This window comes from Brevibacterium epidermidis NBRC 14811, from assembly GCF_001570805.1.
In the GTDB taxonomy this organism is placed as follows: Bacteria; Actinomycetota; Actinomycetes; order Actinomycetales; family Brevibacteriaceae; genus Brevibacterium; species Brevibacterium epidermidis.
The window spans coordinates 63,810-81,247 of record NZ_BCSJ01000006.1 but is presented as its reverse complement, the minus strand read 5'-3'; the positions used below and the strand labels follow the sequence as shown (position 1 = coordinate 81,247).

Annotated in this window: 15 protein-coding genes; 5 read left to right on the top strand and 10 right to left on the bottom strand. The window is 64.5% G+C overall.

Annotated elements, in window-relative coordinates:
* Positions 1-137 precede the first annotated feature (137 nt).
* The 3 genes from BEP01S_RS17080 to BEP01S_RS05010 are packed head-to-tail and all read left to right on the top strand — an operon-like array spanning position 138 to position 3,388.
* A complete protein-coding gene (locus tag BEP01S_RS17080; protein ID WP_244882080.1) occupies positions 138-620 on the top strand; it encodes an MFS transporter in 483 nt (160 codons plus the stop codon).
* Positions 621-662: 42 nt separating this feature from the next.
* Entirely contained in the window at positions 663-1,463 is an 801-nt protein-coding gene (locus tag BEP01S_RS17075; protein ID WP_244882078.1) for an MFS transporter, read from the top strand.
* Positions 1,460-3,388, top strand: a complete 1,929-nt coding sequence (locus BEP01S_RS05010) for a bifunctional sugar phosphate isomerase/epimerase/4-hydroxyphenylpyruvate dioxygenase family protein (protein ID WP_062241124.1) — start codon at positions 1,460-1,462, stop codon at positions 3,386-3,388. The genes BEP01S_RS17075 and BEP01S_RS05010 overlap by 4 nt, the downstream gene beginning before the upstream one ends.
* Positions 3,389-3,482: 94 nt before the next feature.
* On the opposite strand, the gene BEP01S_RS05005 is transcribed toward BEP01S_RS05010, so the two are convergent.
* A complete protein-coding gene (locus BEP01S_RS05005) occupies positions 3,483-4,241 on the bottom strand; it encodes a DUF8548 family protein (RefSeq protein WP_062241123.1) in 759 nt (252 codons plus the stop codon).
* A gap of 260 nt (positions 4,242-4,501) precedes the next feature.
* Between BEP01S_RS05005 and BEP01S_RS05000 the strand changes: the two genes are divergently transcribed.
* Positions 4,502-4,819 carry a helix-turn-helix domain-containing protein gene (locus BEP01S_RS05000; protein ID WP_174521216.1) on the top strand — a complete coding sequence of 106 codons (318 nt, stop codon included), beginning with the start codon at positions 4,502-4,504 and terminating at the stop codon, positions 4,817-4,819.
* Positions 4,820-5,031: 212 nt separating this feature from the next.
* Here the strand turns inward: BEP01S_RS05000 and gap are convergent, their stop codons facing one another.
* From gap to BEP01S_RS04980, 4 genes are all read right to left on the bottom strand, one after another.
* Positions 5,032-6,027, bottom strand: a complete 996-nt coding sequence (gene gap / locus BEP01S_RS04995) for a type I glyceraldehyde-3-phosphate dehydrogenase (protein WP_062241121.1) — start codon at positions 6,025-6,027, stop codon at positions 5,032-5,034.
* Between the two features lie 268 nt (positions 6,028-6,295).
* Positions 6,296-7,393, bottom strand: a complete 1,098-nt coding sequence (locus tag BEP01S_RS04990) for a GlxA family transcriptional regulator (RefSeq protein ID WP_062241119.1) — start codon at positions 7,391-7,393, stop codon at positions 6,296-6,298.
* 45 nt (positions 7,394-7,438) lie between these two features.
* Entirely contained in the window at positions 7,439-7,807 is a 369-nt protein-coding gene (locus BEP01S_RS04985) for a carboxymuconolactone decarboxylase family protein (RefSeq protein ID WP_244882076.1), read from the bottom strand.
* A 150-nt stretch (positions 7,808-7,957) separates the two neighbouring features.
* Positions 7,958-9,895, bottom strand: coding sequence for a serine hydrolase domain-containing protein (locus BEP01S_RS04980; RefSeq protein ID WP_062241118.1), 1,938 nt, complete (start codon positions 9,893-9,895; stop codon positions 7,958-7,960).
* Positions 9,896-10,208: 313 nt separating this feature from the next.
* Here BEP01S_RS04980 and BEP01S_RS04975 point away from each other — a divergent pair, with 313 nt between their 5' ends.
* Positions 10,209-10,520, top strand: a complete 312-nt coding sequence (locus BEP01S_RS04975; protein WP_039209552.1) for a hypothetical protein — start codon at positions 10,209-10,211, stop codon at positions 10,518-10,520.
* Positions 10,521-10,577: 57 nt separating this feature from the next.
* On the opposite strand, the gene BEP01S_RS04970 is transcribed toward BEP01S_RS04975, so the two are convergent.
* From BEP01S_RS04970 to BEP01S_RS04950, 5 genes are all read right to left on the bottom strand, one after another.
* Positions 10,578-12,068: an outer membrane protein assembly factor BamB family protein gene (locus tag BEP01S_RS04970; RefSeq protein WP_062241116.1), complete on the bottom strand. Its 1,491-nt coding sequence runs from the start codon at positions 12,066-12,068 to the stop codon at positions 10,578-10,580.
* A 203-nt stretch (positions 12,069-12,271) separates the two neighbouring features.
* Positions 12,272-12,892 carry a response regulator gene (locus BEP01S_RS04965; protein WP_062241113.1) on the bottom strand — a complete coding sequence of 207 codons (621 nt, stop codon included), beginning with the start codon at positions 12,890-12,892 and terminating at the stop codon, positions 12,272-12,274.
* A complete protein-coding gene (locus BEP01S_RS04960; protein WP_244882074.1) occupies positions 12,889-14,262 on the bottom strand; it encodes a sensor histidine kinase in 1,374 nt (457 codons plus the stop codon). Before BEP01S_RS04960 ends, BEP01S_RS04965 begins: the two co-directional genes overlap by 4 nt.
* Positions 14,263-14,415: 153 nt before the next feature.
* Positions 14,416-16,680, bottom strand: a complete 2,265-nt coding sequence (locus tag BEP01S_RS04955) for an MMPL family transporter (protein ID WP_062241111.1) — start codon at positions 16,678-16,680, stop codon at positions 14,416-14,418.
* A gap of 128 nt (positions 16,681-16,808) precedes the next feature.
* Entirely contained in the window at positions 16,809-17,375 is a 567-nt protein-coding gene (locus BEP01S_RS04950) for an isochorismatase family protein (RefSeq protein WP_062241109.1), read from the bottom strand.
* Positions 17,376-17,438: the final 63 nt, after the last annotated feature.

Below are 17,438 nucleotides of genomic sequence, written 5' to 3'. Positions count from 1 at the left end.
CTATGTCATCTCAATCACACTGTAAACCACAATGTAACAACTATTGCCACACTATGGCAATATCACGTCGGTCTGATCAGCGCTCGACAGCACTGAGGCCGCCGCCTTGTCCCTGAAAGTGAGAGATGCGAGGAAGCATGAGCAACGCGATCGAGGAAGCTCGCCCCACGAAGAAGACACCGCTGCGCGCGGCCCTGTCGAGTTGGACGGGTTCCGCTCTGGAGTACTACGACTTCGCGGTCTATGGAACCGCTGCGGCACTGGTGCTCAACACATTGTTCTTCCCCGAGACCACCGCGCCAGGAATCGCCATTCTGCTGGCCATGGGCACGGTCGGGGTCGCCTACGTCGTGCGTCCGCTGGGTGCACTCATCATGGGACCGCTCGGTGACCGGCTCGGTCGCAAGTTCGTCCTCATGCTCACTCTGTTCCTGATGGGCATCTCGACCTTCGCCGTCGGCTGCCTGCCGACCTATGACCAGGTGGGGATGCTGGCACCGATCCTGCTCGTCCTCTGCCGCATCATCCAGGGCCTGTCGGCCTCGGGCGAACAGGCGAGCGCGATCTCCGTCTCCCTCGAGCATTCAGCCGAGGAGAAGAGGTCGTGGACGACGAGCTAGACACTGCACGGCACCCAGTTCGGCACTCTGCTGGCCACTGCCGTGTTCATTCCCTTCACCGCCTTCCTGCCCGACGAGGCACTGTTCAGCTGGGGCTGGCGTGTGCCGTTCTGGCTCTCGGCGGCCGTCGTGCTCACCGCCTGGCTCATCCGTCGCGGGCTCGAGGAGCCACCGGCATTCAAGGAGGCGCGTGCTGACAATCCTCCGCTCATGCAGGTCTTCCGGTGGCACAAGGCCGCGGTCATCCGCGTGGCCGTGTGCGCCATGGTCAACACCGTGAACATGGTCTTCACCGTCTGGTCGCTGTCGTTCGCCACCTCCATCGTCGGCCTCGAGCGTTCGACCATGCTGCTCGTCTCGGTCATCGCCAATGGTGTCGCCCTGTTCGCGATTCCAGCGGCCGCAGTGCTCTCCGACCGATTCGGCCGGAAACCGGTCTTCATCACCGGCGCCGTCGGAGCGGGACTGATGATGTTCCCGTACTTGGGCGCGGTCTCGGCCGGGAACTGGCCGCTCATCTTCATCTTCGGTGCCATCATGTCCGGCTGTGCGTACTCGCTGGCCAATGCCATCTGGCCCTCGTTCTACGCCGAGATGTTCCCGACCACGGCACGAGTGACAGGATTGGCCCTGGGCACTCAGGTCGGATTCGCGGTCTCCGGCGGTCTGGCTCCGGTGCTCGCCTCCGCTGTCGCCGGCGCCGGAGGAGAGAACTGGGTCTCGGTCGCTGCCTTCACTGCGGGTGTCTGCGTCCTCGTCGGTCTGGTCGCCATGACGGCAAAGGAGACGAAGGGTCTGAGCTTGGAAGAGATCGATATCGTCCATGAGGAAAGGTCACGATGAGAACCTCGATTGCCACGGTGTGCCTGTCCGGCACACTTGAGGAGAAGCTGCAGGCTGCCGCGACGGCAGGATTCGATGGAGTCGAGATCTTCGAACAGGACCTCATCGTCTCTCCCAACTCCCCCGAGTCGATCGCTGCGCTGGCCGCAGAGCTCGGACTGAGTCTGGACCTCTATCAGCCCTTCCGCGATTTCGAAGGCGTCGATGACGAGCAGTTCGCCGCCAATTTGGCCCGGGCCGAGGCGAAGTTCCAGCTGATGAAGCGAATGGGCATGACCACGATCCTGCTGTGCTCGAACGTGGCCACCGCGACCATCGACGACGATGAGGTCGTCGTCGATCAGCTGCGCCGCCTCGGCGATCTGGCCGAGAAGTACGACGTCGACGTCGCCTACGAAGCTTTGGCCTGGGGCCGGTTCGTCTCCGAATATGCTCGCGCCTGGGACCTCGTCAAAGCAGCCGACCATCCGCGCATCGGTACCTGCCTCGACAGCTTCCATATCCTCTCCCGCGGCACCGATCTGTCTCGTATTGCCGAGATCCCGGGTGAGAAGATCTTCTTCCTCCAGCTCGCTGACGCCCCGGCCCTGTCGATGGACGTGCTCAGCTGGTCCCGTCACCACCGAGTGTTCCCCGGTGAGGGCGCTTGGGATCTCACTGACTTCCTCACTCGCGTCGCGGAAACCGGTTATGCCGGACCGGTGTCGCTTGAGGTCTTCAACGACTCCTTCCGTCAGGCCGACACTCGTCGCACTGCTGTCGACGGCCTGCGTTCTCTGCGGTGGCTCGAGGCCAATGTGACTGCAGCTCGGACGGGCAGCGATCCCGTGCGGCTGGATCTGCAGCCTCTGCCCCACGTGTCGGAGCCTCGAGGCATCGACTACGTCGAACTGAGCACCGATGCTCTGGGTACGCTCACCCGGCAGATCCATCAGCTCGGCTTCCGCTTCGTCGGCTTCCATCGCACGAAACCGCACGTACAGCTGTGGCGACGCGGTCAGGCTCGCATCGTCGTCACCGAAACCACCGAACCGGGTGTGGAATCTGCCGGCCCGGCAGTCGATTCCGCAGAATCCGGCGACCCGTCTGTCGAGCCCGCCAGCCCAGCAGCCGATCTCGCAGAGTCCGGGACTCACCTGCGGGGCATCGGCTTCGCGGTCGACGAGGCCGACGCCGCAATGGAACGGGCACTCCTGCTGTCGGCCACCGAGGTTCCGCGCGACCAGGCTCATGACGAAGAGGTACTGCGCGGGGTCTTCGCACCCGATGGGTCGGAGGTCTTCTTCGCCAACGGAACGGGTGAGGATCCGCAGTGGACGGACGAGTTCGGAAACGTTCCGGACGACCGGCAGTCGGCGATCGATCACATCAACCTCGCACAGCCCGCGCATCACTACGACGAAGCGGTGCTCTTCTACACCTCCCTGCTTGCCCTGACCGCACTGCCGTCTCAAGATGTACCAAGCCCTACCGGTCTTGTGCGCTCTCAGGTGATGTCGAGTGTGGATGGGGCAGTGAGGATGCCGCTCAACGTCTCCCCCGATCACAGCACCAACGCGCTGAGCCGAGGTGCCGGTTCATCCGGCGAGACCTATCCGGAGCATGTGGCCATCGCCTGCGATGACATCTTCACTGCGGCAACGACTGCGGTCGCGCGAGGATTGAAATTCCTCGCAGTGCCTCAGAACTACTATGAGGACCTTGCGGCACGCTTCGACCTCGCACCGGAGCCGCTGGATCGACTGCGCGAGCACAACATCCTCTATGACCGTGACGACAGCGGAGAATTCCTCCATTTCTACACATCGACGATCGGCTCCGTGTTCTTCGAGATGGTCGAACGCCGCACCGGCTATCACGGCTTCGGTGCTCCGAACGCACCGGTGCGACTGGCAGCCCAGCACCGGCGCAATAAGGAGAGCTGAGCCGCCGAACCAGCACCGACGGCCCCGTTCGGAACGGGGCGGGGCCTCACCTACAGTGCGCCGAAGGTTCCGTTAGAACGGAGCCGGCCCCTGCTCATCGTGCACCGACTGCGGCACCGGCGTCAGCTCCGTATTGGTGCAGCATCAGATCCCCTCGGGTGCGTTTCGTCAGGATCCGCCGATGCGCGACCTGCCAGACGATCCGCTTGACCACTCGATCGTCGATCCCGAGAAGGTCCGCGGCAGCCGTGATGGTCTCGAGCACGTACTCACAGTCGACCTCACTGACGGGCAGGGCCACCTCGGCTAGATAGTTCGTCACTCCACTGTCGATCTCGAAGTGCGTCGACTCGGCGAGCATGAGCAGGTTTCGCCACGAGGTCCCCGATTTCTGGCTGGGCAGGTCCCGCCAAGTGCGCGCCACCTCGCTTGCTCCGCGTCCGATCGAGGGGGCGTCGCCGACTGCAGTGAGGAGGTCGTCGACTGTGTCGATGCCATGATCGGCCATCAATCGAGTGGCGCGGTCGACGACTTCGGCCTTGAGCACCGCCCCGGAGTGCGTACTCGCAGGTTTGAGGTTAAATATCTCTGTCCGCGCCCAGTTATCCGCCCCGCCGGCAGCTGCGATCGAGTAGCGCAGGGACTTCGCCCCGTCGTCGCGACCGTGGCGGGCGATGTATCTGTCGACGACATTGTCGACCGCTTTCGGATGAGACCCTGTCGCAAAGATCGCGTCGAGGATGCACAGCGCGAGACTGCCCGGATAGCTGACCGTCAGCGGTTCTGATCGTTCGTCGAGGAACTCTTCACAGCGCCACGCCAATTCGCTGATGCTGCTGGTCGTGATCTCCATTGTTCTGACCTTCCGTCATGCATCGCACCCTGCGATGCGTCGCCCCGGACTCCGCCGTCGGAGGCGTGAACGAAACACTATCCGCAGGCACTGACACAACGTGCTCGAAGTTGAATCGAACATGCGAACCACATGAAGCCAATAATGGTGGCATTTTCCGGGCAATAGGCGGATGCACACCGCCTCACCAGGGGATTCGCTGATCCCATCAACGGGCCCACCGTCTTGGCACGCCAGGTGCGCTCTGGCATGGTGGAGCCATGAGCACAGAAGAGATCATCATCGACGGCCCCCTTGCGCGCGCAACGCGGATCCTCTGCCAGGTTTCGGTCAAGGACGTGGCCGGCAAAGCAGAGATCGACAAGTCCGAACTCAAGGATTTCGAAAAGGGAAGAGCGAACATCACTGCCGAGCAGGAGCGTCGCCTCGTCCTCACCCTCGAACAGTACGGCGCACGGTTCATTCCCGACGGCTCGGAGGGCGGCTACGGCGTCCGTCTGAAGTTCAGCCGTGCGAAGGTCCGCGCCATTGAACGCTGGGAAGACGAAGGCGGCACCCCCGGCGCCGATGATGTCTGAGTTCTCCGACGAAGACTTCTGAGCGCTCAGGCACCTTCAGCGAAGATCAGGGATCTTCAGCGATAATCGGTCGCCTGAGTCCTCAAAAGGCTGTGGCCTCGAATCCGCATTGAGCAGATTCGAGGCCACAGTTGCATCCGTTGGCATCGAGGGACCACCTCGGCGCCGAAATGTCGCCGGCGACAAGCGCCGGGAAACATCAGCAGTGAACGTCAATTCTTGCCGATGAACTCGAGGTTGTCGACGACACGATTGGAGAAGCCCCACTCGTTGTCATACCAGGCCACGACCTTGACGCGCTTGCCGTCAACACGAGTGAGCGCCGAGTCGAAGATGGACGAAGCGGGCTGGCCGACGATATCGGAGGAGACGACGGGCTCGGTCTCATAGTCGAGGATGCCCTTGAGCTCGCCTTCAGCAGCCTTCTTGTAGGCGTCGAGCACCTCGTCGCGGGTGACCTCACGGGACACTGTCGTGTTGATCTCAACGATCGAGCCGACCGGAACGGGCACGCGGATGGCGTCACCGCTGAGCTTGCCGTCGAGCTGCGGGAGTACGAGGCCGATGGCCTTGGCCGCACCCGTCGAGGTGGGGATGATGTTCTCGGCTGCGGCGCGGGCACGACGGGGATCCTTGTGCGGGCCGTCCTGGACCATCTGGTCACCGGTGTAGGCGTGAACAGTGGTCATGAAGCCCTGCTCGATTCCAGCGAGGTCGTCGAGGACCTTGGCCAGCGGGGCCAGGGCGTTCGTCGTGCAGGAGGCGTTGGAGATGACGGTGTACTCGGGCTTGTACGCCTCGTTGTTCACACCATAGGCGAGGGTGACGTCGGCACCCTTCGAGGGAGCGGAGACGAGGACCTTCTTCGCGCCGGCGGTGATGTGGGCGCTGGCTTTTTCGGCCTTGGTGAAGCGGCCGGTCGATTCGAGTGCGATGTCGACGTCAAGCTCGCCCCAGGGCAGCTTGGCCGGATCCTTCTCGGCGAAGACTTTGATGGCCTTGCCGTCGATGACGAGGGAATCCTCGGTGGTCTCGACGTCGTGGTTGAAGCGTCCGAGGGTGGTGTCGAACTTCAGCAGCCGAGCAAGATCGTCGACGGCGCCGAGGTCGTTGATGGCCACGACCTCGAGCTCGCTGCCGCGCTCGATCAGGGCCCGCAGTGTGCTGCGTCCGATGCGACCGAAACCATTGATGGCGATGCGAGTCAATGTCACTCCTTGTACATGTTGAACACGGGATTCGTCTTGATATCTCCATCATGGGCAATTTTCGCGAGTGCCGACAGTGGCCAGACAGACAATCTGCGCAAGGTTCTCGCCAGTAGTATTGCCAGATGCCGAAAGTTTCTCGCCAAGGGCATTTTCGTGTGTTCCAAGGCACAGAAATGCGCCGAAAAGTGTCCCTCCTTCGGCCTGGGAATCGGACTGTGTTCACCCCTGGAAGGAGTTGCTCTTCACCCCTGGAAGGGGTGCCTGTTCAGCCTTGGAAGGAGTGGCGGTAGTCGTTCGGGGAGGTCGAGAGAATGCGCTGGAAGTGCATTCTCAGATTCGCCCCGGTCCCGAGTCCCACCTGGTCAGCAATCTGCTCGATGCCCAGGTCGGAGTTCTCCAAGAGCTCCCGGGCGACATCGACTCGAGCTCTGAGAACCCACTGCATGGGGGTGTAGCCGGTGTCTTCGACGAAGCGGCGGGAGAAGGTGCGCACGGAGACTCCGGCGTTCGCGGCGAGGTCGCGCAGGGTGATCTTCTCGCCGATGTGCTGCAGCGCCCATTCGCGGGTATCGGCGAAGTCATCGCCGAGAGGGTCGGGCACACTGCGCGGCACGTACTGCGCCTGGCCGGCGCTGCGATAGGCGGCGGCGACGAGGCGCCGGGCGACCTGGTTGGACAGGCCGACTCCGTGATCGCTGCGAATGAGGTGAAGGCACAGATCGATCGCCGAGGCGGCTCCGGCGGAGGTCAGCAGCTGTCCTTCGTCGATGAAGAGGACGTTCTCGTCGACTTTGATCGAGGGGAACCGTCGGGCCAGCTCCTTCGCTGTCGACCAGTGCGTTGTGGCTCGTCGCCTATCGAGCAGACCTGTGCGTGCGAGGACAAAGGTGCCGGTGGAGATCGCGGCGATTCGCGCGCCGCGCTCGAATGCCGAGAGCAGTGCCCCGATAACTGCGGCGGGTGGTTCGTCAGCCACCGCCGAGGTGGCACCCGGCAGGATGATCGTATCCGCGGTCTCCAATGCTTCGAGCCCTCGGTTCACCGAGTAGTCGAGTCCGTCGGATCCGGTGACTTTGCCTGCGGTGATCCCGCAGACCTCGACCTCATAGGGCCAGGCCCCTGCGGGCACGGCCGTCGGTCGTCGTCCGGGGACGGCGGGGGCCTCCTCGGCGCCAAGGTTCGGCTGGGAGCGTGGGGCCGCCTCGGCGCGGGTGCGGTCTGTGGCGGCGTTCGACTCACGTCCGAAGACCTGGACGGGGACGCCGAGATCCATGGCAGAAACCTCGTCCAGCGCCAGCACGAGGATGCGGTGCGGGCGGGAACGGGGTGTTCTGCGCGGAAGGGGGCGGGGGTCGTCACTCATGATCGCCTCTCAGTCTAGGCAATCGGGACTCGCCCCGGGGCGAACTCAGTGCTCGTGGACCCCGGTGAACTTGAAGCCCAGACGACCGTGGACGAAGGCTCCACCGGCACGGATCGCCGAGGCGGTCCAGGCGGTCTCGGCCAGCTCGGTCTCCGTGGCGCCGGCCTTGACGGCGGCGTTCGAGTGCGCGTCGATGCAGTAGGCGCACTGGGTGGTCAGGCCGACGGCGTAGGCGATGAGCTCGCGGTACTTCAGCGGGATCTCACGGCCTTCTTCAGCGAAGACAGCGTCGTTGAATCCGCCGAATGCCTTGAGGATGTCGGGGGTGGTCTCTTTGTAGGCCTTGTCGTACTTCGCATCGTTCTCGCGGTCGAAGAAGTCGGACATCGTGGTGCCTCCTGTGATCGGTGTCATTCCGATCTTCACGCTACCGATCTCGCTCCTCGGGCGCACCGGTTTCGTCATATGGAGACACGGCCTGCCTGCTGGAGGGGTGGATTCGCTTTGATGATCCGCGCTGGTTCGAGGCGGATCTTCCTTCAGGAAGCCTCGAGCCGCCTGGTGTCAGTAGAGCGTGTTCTGGCTGATGAGAGGTGCAGGCTGCGCTCCCGGAAGCGGCAGTGTCTGAGGTGCAGCGGCGGGCGGCACGGCTTCGCTCGCAGGGGCAGCGGGCGCCGCTGGTGTCGGATCTGCGGGTGTCGGGTCCGCGGGAGCTGGTGCCACAGGTGCGGTCTCCGCCGGCATGGGGACGGTGTCTGCAGGGGGCGATTCGACGGATGTCGCGGCTGCCTGCACCGCTTCGGCTGGTGCTGCAGCGCCCGGGCCGGCCTCGGTGGCCAGGGTTTCTGCACCCTCAGCCTCGGGGGTGCCGATGCTCGGGCCGGCGGTAGCGGGAGCGGCCGCAGTCGGGCCAGCGGGAGCGGCTGCAGTCGGGGCGGCGGGGGCGGCCGCAACCGGAGCGGCGGACGAGGTGCCCGGTGCACCTTCCGGCGGAGCCGCACCGGTGGGGGCAGGAGTTGCGGGGGTCTGGCCGGAGGTCGGGACCGCCTCGGCGATGGCCTCGAACATTGCCAGGGTGCCGTGCTGAGCGGCGAGGCTCACCGGCTCGGGGTCGCTGGCGAGCTTGACGCCGACGGTCTGGGTGGCGCGGTCGATGTAGAGTATCTGACCGTGGATGCCGATGCCGATGACGACGTCGCGGTTGGCCGAGGGCATCCAGAACTGGCTGCGGTACATCCCACCCGGATAGGAGCGTCCCGACGGGGACGCGGCGAAGACCTTTGCGGAGTCCTCGGCGCCGGTGAAGATGTCTTCGACCCATTCCGCCGAGAGCACGCGTTCGCCGTTGTCGGTCGTCCCGCCGCGAGCGATCATCTCGCCGAAGCGGGCGAGGTCGCGCAGGGTAGTGCTGATGGCTCCGTCTGCGATTGATCCGCCCCACCGGTCCTGGCAGACCTGGGCGGCGTGGGCAGCGCCGATCTTCGACCACACGTACTCGCTGGCGACGATGGAGAACGGCTGGCCGGTGACCGCCTCGGCGATCCAGGCGAGCACGTCGGTCTCGCAGCTGCGGTAGACGAAGGCCGAGCCGTGTTCGCGGTCGCTGGTCAGCCCGGTGAGGAAGTTCTTGATCCCCTTCGCCGAGGTGGCTGATCGGGGCGCGAAATCGACCGCTTCGAACAGGGCTCGGATCTCGGAGCCCTCCTCGAGGTATTCCTCGGAGAACTTGATACCCGAGCGCATATCGAGCAGGTCGCGGATGGTGGCTCCCGCGTAGCCGCTCTTCGCCAGTGCAGGCACGTGCGTGGTGACGAGGTCTGCGGGGCTCAGCAGTCCGGCGTCGGCGAGCGCACCGATGACGGTGGCGACGATGGACTTGCTCACGGAGAAAAGCATGTGCTGGCGGGCGGGCTTCATCGGCCAGGCGTATTCCTCGGCCAGCGCCACTCCGTTGCGGGTGACGAGCCATGCGTCGGTGTGGGTGTTGGCGAGGACGTCGCCGACGGTGGTCCAGGCCTCGTCGGCGGCGGGCCACTTCTCGCGGTCAATGGTCAGGGGCCGAAAATCGTTGTCTTCGGTGACGTATTCCCGTACGGGACCGATGCCACGCGGGATGCCGCCAGTCGGGAAGATCTCCTGCATCCGGGTGAGTGCGAAGGCGAAGAACTCGGGCCACTTCCAGGTGTCGAGGTCGATGCTCTCGAGCACCGCTTCGGACGGGTCGACGATGGCGTCTTCGCTTGCCGAGGTCAGCTCGCCGACGTGCGGCAGGGTGATGTCCAGCGCCGAGGCGTCTGCGTCGTTCTCTCCGAACTGTGCGGTTGCGGGGTCCGGGGTTACCGGGGGCTGCTGGGAGTTCACATCCGATGATTGGGTCGGGGCCGCCTCGGCGGCAGTGTCAGTGGACGTGGTGATGCCCTTCGTATTGCCGGACAGTGCACCGATGCGGCGGTTCGGTGGGGTCACCGGGCGGGGCGGAAACGTCTCGTCGTCGCCTGCCATGTCACCTCCGCTGTCTCGATCCGATCGGGCCTATACCTGCGCGCGGTCGTCCCGATACGCACGGAACAGACTACCGGTAGGAGGTGAAACTCCGTAGTCGAAGCGGGCTGATTCTAGCGTTGCGGCCTGCTGCGACCTGATTGTCCGCGCTTCTCACCTGGGGCGACGGCGACGTCCATTACTAATCAGTTATTCATATGACAGGCGGAGCTGTGAGCCATGGGCGTTCCGGGAAGTAACGAATATTCGCAGCAAGCGCCAACCCTCCAGCGAGCAGCAAACGTCCGCCGGGAACATCAGCGACAATGGCGATATGAAGGTCCAACTGGTCCGTATCGCCGATTGCCCGAATTCGTCGGTCGCTTTTGACCGACTCACTTCCGCTCTGTCCACACTGGGGCACGAAGAGGTGCCCGTCGATGACATTCTGGTCGAGACCCCCGACCAGATTCCGGCAGCGGGCTACTCGGGTTCGCCGACCATCCTCGTCGACGACCGGGACCTCTTCCCAACGGACGAGCGCACCGACCAGCTGTCCTGCCGCCTCTATGCCACCCCTGACGGGCCGGCAGGTGTTCCCACCGGAGCTCAGATCGAAGACGCACTGCGCAGCAGACTCGGCTGAGCTCGGATCGCGCGGCAAGGCCGGCTCCAATCCACCGAGCATCCGAAGCTCAGCTTCTCATTTGTCGACGACGGCCCACATCGTGCTCGTGTCCTCATTCGTCGCGATGACGAATCGCTGGCTCGAGCTCAGGTCGGCATAGTCGCCGGCAGGATGGTCGCTGACAGGTTTGCCGGTCTTCGCATTGAAGAACGTCGTCTTCTTGTTATCGGTGACCACGATCAGCCCGACGTCCGGCAGCACGCCCTGACCGCCCCAGCTTCCAGTCTCACCTTCTTCACGCATCCGGGGTCCGTCGGTCGTCCACACTGCCTTGCCGGTAGCCGCGTCCAATGCGGCGATCCCACCATCGGCTGCAGGAACTACGATGATCGTCTGATCGCCGTGGTCGACAGGCTCCCACTGCGGACCACCGAGGCCACCGATCCTGGCGACCGAGGCTTCCGGAGCGTCGGCGTACCAACCCTCGGCGGCACCGTCTGATCCTTGGTACTTCACCGCCGAGGCGAACAGCTCGGTCTGCAGGCATGCAGGCTTCCCATCTGCTGTGAAGCTCAGTTCGGTGCCGCACACAGCATCGAAGGTGTCTTCCATGCTCACGTCGACGGACTGGTCGGTGGCTGCCAGTGTGGCCGAATCAGAAGGCTTCACATCCGCGGGGAGGTTCAGCTGCGCCGCCCGCATCACGGCTGAGCTCATCGGGTCATCGCCGTCCATCGACCCATACACATACGTCAGGCTGGTCGGATCCGTCGTGGGATACACCGAGAAATAGTCGGCACCGGTGTCGTCGACTTCGCGCGCCTCCGTGATGGGAATGGACACGTGCGAACCATCCTCGAATGTCACCCTCGTGACCATCGACTCGTCCCCGTCCATCCACGACATGACCCCGGATTTCCGATCGGGCGCAAGTGCGATGAGACGACCGCCGAAGGTCTCCCCATCGGCATCGACCGACAGCGCCGGCCAGGCTTCCTTCCCTGTTTCCGGGTCGATGGCATAGACGACAGCATCGCCTTCCGCTGACGGTTCGCAGTCCTCTTCGGGGTTCATCCAGCTGTTTTCAAGAAGGATGAGGTCACCCTCGCCGAGGCGGTCACTGCCGCTTGTCGACTGCGACCCGAAAGATTGGGCCGGGCGGCAGGAACTGGCATCGTCGGGGAGGTCGAAGGACCAGACCTTCTGCCCATCGGCCCACGAATATGCCGTCGTCGAACCCGAGTAGTCGTGGACGATGACGTTCTCGCCTGCCGAGTAGGCTTCAGTGCCGCCGTCGTCTTCATTGACGTTGGAGTCGATGCTCCACTTCTCGTTGCCGTTGGCGTCAACGACTCGCAGTTTCTGGCTCATCACGTCACCGACGAGCGACAGATCAGCTCCGTTGTCGGTGATCACCGCAGCGTAGAAGTCGAGTTCGACTGGTTCGGCCAAGGTCGGAGTCGTCATCGGCGACGGTGTCCCCTCGGGCTTCGCGCCTCCGTCATTGCTGCAGCCACTCAGCGCCACCAACCCAACAGCGGCAACGGCCGCCCACATCCGCTTCATGATGCATTTCTCCTGCTCAAGCCCCAATTCTTAGCTTGATCATATGCGGCAACAGCCCCACCCACACTTCGGGTGTGATGAGTGGGGCGTGGCGGGCTGATCACTCATCGAAAAACTGGTTGAGCGTCGAGACACGCATGTGCGCACCCGTATGTCGGCGCTCAATGCGTTTTTCGGTGAAAGCAGGCCAATAGGCCCGCCCCCTAAACCAGCCCTTGGTCCTCGGCGACGCGGATGGCACGGGCCCGTGAATCCACCCCGAGCTTCGTGAACACGTTGACGAGGTGACTCTTCACGGTCGCCTCGGTGACGAAGAGCTCCTGGGCGATCTGTGCATTCGAGGCCCCGGTGGCCAGAAGCTTGACGACGTCGCGCTCTCTACGTGTGAGCTTCGGACTGGGGTTGCGCATCGCCGCGATGACCTTCGACGAGATCTCCGGCGGCAGGTAGGTGTCCCCCACGGCGGCCTTCTCGATCGCCGTCGAGATGTCGTCCGGGTCGATGTCCTTGAGCAGGTACCCCGAGGCACCGGCGTTGAGCGCGGAGACGATCTCCGAGTCGAGGTCGAAGGTGGTGAGGATGAGCACCGCTGGCGGGTTCGGCTGTGCCCGCAGCCGCTTCGTCACTTCGATGCCGTCGATCCCCTCTCCCAGCCGCAGGTCGCACAAGACGACGTCGGGGCCGAGTTCGTCGACGAGGATGAGCGCTTCCTCCCCGCTTCCGGCTTCACCGACCACAGAGATGTGGTCCGGCGCGTCGATAACGGACTTCAGACCTGCGCGCACGACCGGGTGATCGTCGACGAGGATGACTCGAATGCTCATGCGTTCTCTCCTGTGTCGGTGTTCTCACGTGTGCCGTCACCTTCGCCGAGGCGGCCCGCAGTGTCCGTGTCCGTGTCCTCAACGGCGGTGCTGAGCCCCTCGCCCCGAGTGTGCAGCTGGGATTGGCTGGGCAGAGTTGCGGAGATCGCGAAGCCGGATCCCTGGCTCGATTCGATGACGAGCTCGCCGCCGAGTTCGCGCATCCTGGAGCCGATGAAGTCGAGCCCGAAGCCCGAATCCGGGTTCCGCTGTCGATTGTGCGGATCGGCCATGCCCACCCCGTCGTCGACGATGTCCATTCTGATCGCCCCGTCGTGGTCCATCAGGCTGACCATCACACGTGTGGCCTGGGAGTGCTGGCGGACGTTTGCGAGCGCCGACTGCGCGGCCCGCAGCAGCGCCACTTCCACCTCGGCAGACAGAGTCGGCAAGGTCTCGTCGACATCGAGGCGGCCCGCAATCGAGCTGTCTTCCTCGAGGCGGGTGAGCAGACGGCGGATCGCAGCGGTCAGCGCCCCGTCCTCGAGTTCGGCCGGGGCGAGGGCAGCGATGATGCGACGCACGTCCCGGGAACTCTGCGCGGCGAGGTCCTCGACCTGGGCGAGCACCTGCCCGGCATGTTCATCGGTGGTGCGCTCCGCCTCGGCGTGGGCGATGAGACGGATCGAAGAGATCGACTGAGCGATCGTGTCGTGGATGTCGCGGGAGACACGAGTGCGTTCTTGGATCTCGCCGGCATGCCGCTGGGTCAGAGCGAGCTCGTCCTGCAGGTCGAGCAGGTTCTGGTGCGCGAGCTCGAGGGAGCGCAGCAGCTCCTCACGACGGCGGCCTTCGCGCAGCAGTTCGATGTAGCCACGGGACAACCCGAGCGCGAAGACCGCGCCGATGAGAGAGCCGATGATGCTCGGCGGGAGGACCTGCCCGTAGTGCGCGAGTGGGGCGACGATGGTCGCGATATAGGTGAGCGCGGTGAAGACGATGGCGATGCGCAGGGAGAAGAGGTGACCAGCGAGCAGCCAGAGGAGGAAGGCGACCCAGATGAACTCGGCAGAGACGAACAGAGTGCACAGCCAGGCGGCGGCGAGGACGATGAGCCACCATTTCGCCAGCACCAGAGCGCCGGAACGAGCCGCGCGGACGGCGCCGAGGGCGTACCAGGCGAGGAACACCACGCTCACGGCGATCGCGGCGACCAGCGGAGCTCCGACAGAGACCGCTCGGATGCAGGAGATGAGCGTGAGGACGAGCGCGATGGCGTGCTGGCCGAACTCCATCGTGCGTTCCGTCCACTTGCGTGCTCCCACGCTGCCACCTTCCTGCAGATCGGCCTCGACGGCATAGATGCCGAGGCGGTGATCCTGTGCTGTCATGATCTCCCTGCCAACTCAACCACATCCGGAACCCCGGCGGTACGACACGTGCGCGACCCGGTGCGAACGCCGAGGATGCCCGGGCGACGATCCGCGTCGTCGCCCGGGACTGCTCAACTCACTCTGTTCGAGGCCTGCCCGACTTCGGCAGGCTCAGTGCCTGCCGTGGTGGGAGCTGGAACCGGAGTCCGCAAATTCCTTTTCGGCGAGCAGATGAGTGGAGTGCGCATCGTGCTCGGACTCGGCCGATCCCGCGATCGAACCGCCGGCCGCACCGGTTTCCACGGTCTCGTGGAAGTGAGTGATCGACTTATTCGGCCACCACATCCTGTCGCCCACAAGACCGAAGATCGAGGGCACGATGACGGTGCGCACGATGATCGTGTCGACGAGCACGCCGACTCCGACGATGAGACCGAGCTGGCCGAGCACCATCAGCGGCAGCATGCCCAGTGCCGCGAACACTCCGGCCAGGACGATGCCGGCGCTGGTGATGACGCCTCCGGTGTGGGCCACGGCTTCGATCATGCCCTGGCGTCCGCCGTGGAGCACGGATTCCTTCTTTGCACGGTGGGCGAGGAAGATCGAGTAGTCGATGCCGAGCGCCACGAGGAAGAGGAACGCGAGGATCGGCACCTGCGCATCGAGTGCGGACTGACCGAAGATCGTCCGCGACAGGAAGGCGCCGAGTCCGATCGCCGCGGCCGAGGACACCACGTTGACGAGCAGCAGGGTGAACGCCGCGATGGGTGCGCGGAGGATGCCGAGCAGAATGATGAAGCTGATCGCCAGAACCATCGGGACGATCGTGAAGAAGTCCGTCTGGTTACCGTCGCGGGCGTCGAGCTCCGTGGCCGCGGCACCGCCCACCTGGGCGTTCGCCCCGTCGATGGCGTGGACGTCGGCGCGGATGTCCTCGACGAGGTCGAGTCCCTTCGCGCTGTCGGGTTCAAACTCGCCGGTGACCATGATCTTCGTGACGGAAGTACCGTCGACGTTCGTGTCCTCGATCGCCGAGGCGCGGACGACGCCATCCATATCGCTGACCGAATCGACGACGTCATCGGCATGGTCGGTATCGGCGACGATCCAGATCGGCTGGGATTCGCCGGGCGGGAAGTGGTCGGCCAGGACGTCGAGTCCCTGCGCCGATTCGGACTGGACCCGGAACTTCTCGGTCTGATCGAGACCGATCGAGGATCCGATGAAGCCGGTGGCCATGACACCGAGGATGACGATTCCAGCACCGAGGTGGAGCCCCGGTTTACGGACCACGCGAGTTGCGATGGTGCGCCAGATGGAAGGCTTGGCCGCCTCGGCGAGGGTGGTGGAGTTTTCCGAGCCCGGCTCGGTGACGGTGTCCTCGGCCTTCGGGATGAAGGGCCAGAACATCTTCTTCCCGCAGATCGCGAGCACCGGGGGCAGGGCGAACAGGACGGCGGCGGCAGCGATGAGGAGGCCGACGGCGGCGGTGATGCCCAGGCCGCGGGTGCCGGGGATGATGGCGAAGACGAGGCTGAGCAGGGACAGGACGACGGTGAGGTTCGAGGCGAGGATCGTCGTCGCGGTATGCGTCCAGGCTTCGGCGAGCGCGGTGCGGTGATCGGCGATCCGGCGCAGCTCCTCGCGGTAGCGGGAGATGAAGAGCAGCGCGTAGTTCGCGCCAGCGCCGAAGACGAGGACGCTGATGATGCCAGCGTCGAACTGCAGGTCGAGCCAGTCGCCGACGGCCGCGGTCACGGTCGAGGCCAGCCCGTCGGCGGTGCCGATGACGATGAGCGGCAGCAGCCACAGGATCGGTGAGCGGTAGGTGATGATGAGCAGGAGAGCCACGATGACGATGGTGACGATGAGCAGCGTGAAGTCTGCGCCGTTGAACGCCGACGCGATATCGGCGCCGATCGCGGGCCCGCCGGTGACCAGCAGGGACATGCCCGCGTCGGTGAGTCCTGAAGCGGTCGGGTCGTCGGTGATGGCGGTGCGCAGGTCATCGACGGTCTCGGCGGTGTCCGAGTTCGTCATGCCCACCGTGATGGGGACCATGAGCAGGGCTGCCTGCTTGTCGTCACTGAGGATCGGCCCGGTGACGGGGTCCGTGGATTCGTCTCCGACGGAGTCGCCGAGCGAGGTGCCGAGCTTCTTCAGTTCGGCCTGATCGTCGGCGGACAGTTCGGAGCCGTCCTTGTTCGAGGCCACGACCATGACGGACTGTTTGTCCGCCTCGGGGAACTTGTCGAGGGTCTGCTGGGCCTGAGTGGATTCGGAGTCGGCTGGTGCGGTTTCGTTGGGCCGGTCCTCCCCTGCCCCGGACAGGAGTCCGAAGAACAGGACGACGAGGACGACGACCCCGCCGAGGAACAGCCACGAACCGCGCTTCGATGTCAGCGTATGTGCGGTTTTCGCCAGTGGTGTGTGCATGACTCCAGTCCATCAATCTATGGGCTGGAGAACATCGCAAAAGAGTTCAGACTCCATCTGCAACTTTCGATGGAGAAAACGCTGTGGCCTGGGGCGATGTCAGAAGTGGTGGATTGGGAGTCAGCGACTCACACCAGGTTGGCTCCCGCTTTTTCGACCTCCGCGAGGGCCGCCTTGCTTGTTTCTTCCCCAACGCCTGCGACGAGGTCGGTGAGCACGCGCACGCTCAGCCCCGCGTTCAGGGCGTCGAGGGCGGAGGCGCGTACGCAATGGTCGGTGGCGATCCCGACGACGTCCACCTCGGTGATGGTGAGATCGTGGAGAAGCCCGCCGAGGCGGCTCCCCGTTTCCGTGATCCCCTGGAAGGCCGAATAGTCGGGTTTGCCTTGTCCTTTGCGGACCTCGTGCGTGATGGGAGTGGTGTTGAGAAGCGGGTCGAAGGCTGCGCCCTCGGTGTCTGCGACGCAGTGGACGGGCCATTTGTCGACGAAGTCCGGAGACTCGCTGAAGTGGCCGCCGTTGTCATTGTCGGCGTCGTGCCAGTCGCGGGAGGCGATGACGGCGTCGTAGCCACTGGAATGCGCGGCGAGATGGGCGCTGATGCCTTCGGCGACAGCGTCGCCGCCGGTTACGCCGAGCGCGCCGCCTTCGGTGAAATCATTCTGGACATCGACGATGAGAAGTGCCTTGGCCATAGTTGAAGCATAGGCGTTTCTACGCGGATTTCCAGGGGCGTTCGCCTGTGGATCCGCAGGGGT